At 40.2% G+C, this 3186-nt stretch carries 4 protein-coding genes; 2 read left to right on the top strand and 2 right to left on the bottom strand.

All coding sequences use genetic code 11. The features are described from left to right. Positions 1-679 precede the first annotated feature (679 nt). Positions 680-1432 (top strand): SDR family oxidoreductase, encoded by a 753-nt coding sequence (locus CAG57_RS11455; protein WP_161426800.1) that lies wholly within the window; start codon positions 680-682, stop codon positions 1430-1432. Between the two features lie 145 nt (positions 1433-1577). Here the strand turns inward: CAG57_RS11455 and CAG57_RS11450 are convergent, their stop codons facing one another. Both CAG57_RS11450 and CAG57_RS11445 read right to left on the bottom strand, forming a co-directional pair. After that, positions 1578-2075, bottom strand: coding sequence for a GNAT family N-acetyltransferase (locus CAG57_RS11450; protein ID WP_161426799.1), 498 nt, complete (start codon positions 2073-2075; stop codon positions 1578-1580). Continuing rightward, positions 2072-2344, bottom strand: a complete 273-nt coding sequence (locus tag CAG57_RS11445) for a type II toxin-antitoxin system TacA family antitoxin (RefSeq protein WP_004394087.1) — start codon at positions 2342-2344, stop codon at positions 2072-2074. Before CAG57_RS11445 ends, CAG57_RS11450 begins: the two co-directional genes overlap by 4 nt. Positions 2345-2577: 233 nt before the next feature. Between CAG57_RS11445 and CAG57_RS11440 the strand changes: the two genes are divergently transcribed. After that, positions 2578-3063: a GNAT family N-acetyltransferase gene (locus CAG57_RS11440; protein WP_202597766.1), complete on the top strand. Its 486-nt coding sequence runs from the start codon at positions 2578-2580 to the stop codon at positions 3061-3063. Positions 3064-3186: the final 123 nt, after the last annotated feature.

The following is a 3186-nucleotide window of genomic DNA, read 5'->3' as shown; positions in this document are numbered from 1 at the left end:
AGGGCATTGGTTTTCGAGTGTTTGCTGTAGAATTTGAACATCGCGCATCGTAGGGGTTCCCTATTAAATCCATTTAATCCGGTGTGTTTTTGGCGAAATTCATTAGATCAGAATGAGCGATGCGCGTCTACTCATTGTTTTATATGGAAATTATGGGGGGATTCGTAAGAATGCGGCGTTATATTTCTCTTAAATTCAACGTACTACAAATTTAAAGTTAAGTGGTAATGTGAGTGTTTTGCTGGTTGATGATTTCTTGTGAAGCATAGCTGTTGATTTGATCAAGTTTATCAATGTCTAACGAACATTATTGTTTAATCGCATTTAGCAGCTCTTTTGATTTGGTTTACATTAATGGCTTATTTCTCTGATATTTATCATCAGAATCAATGGGTAAGCTTGATTCGATTTCAAAATTAATTGTTTTTTGTATCTAAATCTGGCTCAACTGACGTTAAGCTTTTGATGTTATGTACTATTTTCAAAGGTTGTTTGGTGTTTCAGTGGCTGTATGGAACTGAAATATAACAAACAATTCAAGCAGACCCTCAACGCGTGGCATTTTTATTATGCGTTGAGTTTAGTGATTACGGTGTTGTGCGTAAAGTTGGTCGTTGCGTTTCGGGCTACTTAATTGGGCGTTATGTATTACTTCAAGTTAATCACACAGGGATAGTTTATGACAAATTCAAAGGTAGTCTTAGTTACTGGTGGTAGCCGTGGAATTGGTGCTGCGACTACAAAGTTATTCGCATCGAAAGGATACTCTGTTTGTATTAACTACAAGTCTAACTCTTATGCAGCGGAAGAGCTTGCATCCGAAATTACATCAAACGGAGGCAACTGCATTACGGTTCAAGCTGATGTTTCTGATGAACATGCAGTTGTACAACTGTTTGAACGTATTGATCGTGAATTAGGTCAAGTATCTGTTTTGGTGAACAATGCGGGAATCTTACGTAAACAATGTAGGCTAGAGGAAATGACTGCCGACAGGGTCAATGCAATATTAATCAATAATGTTACGAGCTACTTTTTGTGTAGTCGCGAAGCGGTAAAGCGTATGTCTACCCGACACGGCGGAAATGGAGGTGCGATTGTGAATGTCTCTTCTGGTGCATCTCGCTCTGGTTCTCCAAATGAGTACATTGACTATGCAGCTTCAAAAGGGGCGATTGATACTTTAACTAAGGGGCTATCCTTAGAAGTTGCTGCTGAGGGTATTAGGGTTAATTGTGTTCGTCCGGGGCTAATTTATACTGATATGCACTCTGACGGAGGCGAGCCTGAGAGGGTTGAAAGGCTTAAGAGCATCATTCCTCTTCAACGGGGTGGTACGGCTGAAGAAGTAGCAGAAGCAATCTATTGGTTAGCGTCTGAAAAGTCATCGTTTTCGACAGGAAACTACTTAGATTTAGCAGGTGGCTTGTAATACATAACAAACAATTTAAGAGTGATTCCCCACGCTTGGCATTTTTGGTTTGGGTCTAGTTCAGTGTTTATGGCGTTCAATTTGAGTGTCGTGGTAGCGTGGTTCACACCTTAATTGGGCGTTAGCTTGCTAAACGCTAGCAATACTAGCCTAAACTTGCCCTAATATCTGAAATGGTGATAAATAGCTTATTTTTTGCATCTTGAAACGCTTTAAAACCATAGCGCTCATAGAAATGTTTAGCGCCATCTTTTGCGTCAACAATAACGACGGGGAATGCCACGCTATCACTAGCGGCTAGTAGTTTTCGTAGAGCATCGATAAGTAACCACTCGCCAAATCCTTTACCTTTATAGCGCTCATCGATAGCTAAGCGAGCAATGAGTCCGCCAGACGTTGATGACTGATGCTTTTTCTGTAACTTATCGGGCAATGCTTTTAGGTCAATGGGTGTCATTGTTAAAGTGTAAAAACCGATGATAAGTGAGGTGTTATTTTCATCCTCTAAAACAAATGTTCGGGTATTATCTTTTTTAGCTTGCTGACTTGCCATGACTTTCAAATAGTTATTAAGCGCATCAATTCCGCAGTTGAATCGGTTTCTGTCGTGTTTATCTTTATCGAGTAATACCGTTTTCATCATTGGTTTTTGGTCTCATAACGTTCGGCGGCAGTTTTAAGCTTTTGATTTAATGTTGTTGGTTTATCGAGAGCTTCCATAAGTAAAATGGCGTCTGCTTGGCTTAATTTTAGTGTTTGCTCACGTTCAATCACTTGTTTTGCTTTTTCGATTGCAGCATTGAGTACAAATGAGTTAATACTAGACATGCCAGCGAGAGCAGCCGCTTTGGTTAATAAGTTTTGTGTATCGACATCAACTCTCGCAGTGATACGAGGTAAAGTGGTAGCCATAATGTGTTCTCCTTTGTGTCAAAATGTCACATCTTTATTATGGTGTTTAAATATACAAAAAGCAATCATTGTGTCACTTTGGCACGCAAGCTAACAAACGCTTCAAGAGGGACTTCCAACGCGCGGCATTTTCATTATGCGTTGATTTTTGTGATTACGGTGTTATGCGGAAAGTTGGTAGTAGCGTTGTCAGCCCCTTAAGCGGGCGTTAGCCGACATCAGAATGTTGAGTTATGGAGAATAAAGTGAATATAAGGAAAGCGATCAAGCAAGACTCTGATAAGTTACTAGAACTTATTGCACACAAAGCCGAGTTTGATCGAAGTATGAAAGGATTTAATGGTGAAATCTCTACGACCAAAGAGAAGATTGAACGTACTTTATTTGGTGATTATCCGTTTGCTCATGCTTTGCTATTAGAAGTCGATGGGGAAGTTTTGGGATTCGCTTTATTTCATTACCGTTATTCTTCTTTTCGTGGTGAGCCTTCAATTTGGCTTGATGACTTACTAGTTATTGGTGAGCATCGGTCAAAGGGATACGGTGCTAAACTTATGCATGCATTGAAAATGGAAGCTAAAAGTTCATTAACTTCTCATATTTCATGGACAGCTAGCCCATACAACGTAAGAGCACACGAGTTCTACAAGAAGTTAGGAGTAGCAGTTGAACGAATGGATGGTCTTCGTCCGTATTTTAATTGGGCAATGTACGGCTAACAAACGCTTCAAGAGGGACTTCCAACGCGTGGCATTTTTATTATGCGTTGGTTTTTGTGGTTACGGTGTTATGCGGAAACTTGGTAGTAGCGTTGTCAGCCCCTTAAGCGGGCGTTATGTAAC

It is taken from the genome of Vibrio sp. V30_P3S12P165, from assembly GCF_009904905.1.
Classification (GTDB): Bacteria; Pseudomonadota; Gammaproteobacteria; order Enterobacterales; family Vibrionaceae; genus Vibrio; species Vibrio fujianensis.
This window is presented reverse-complemented; position numbering and strand designations above follow the sequence as displayed.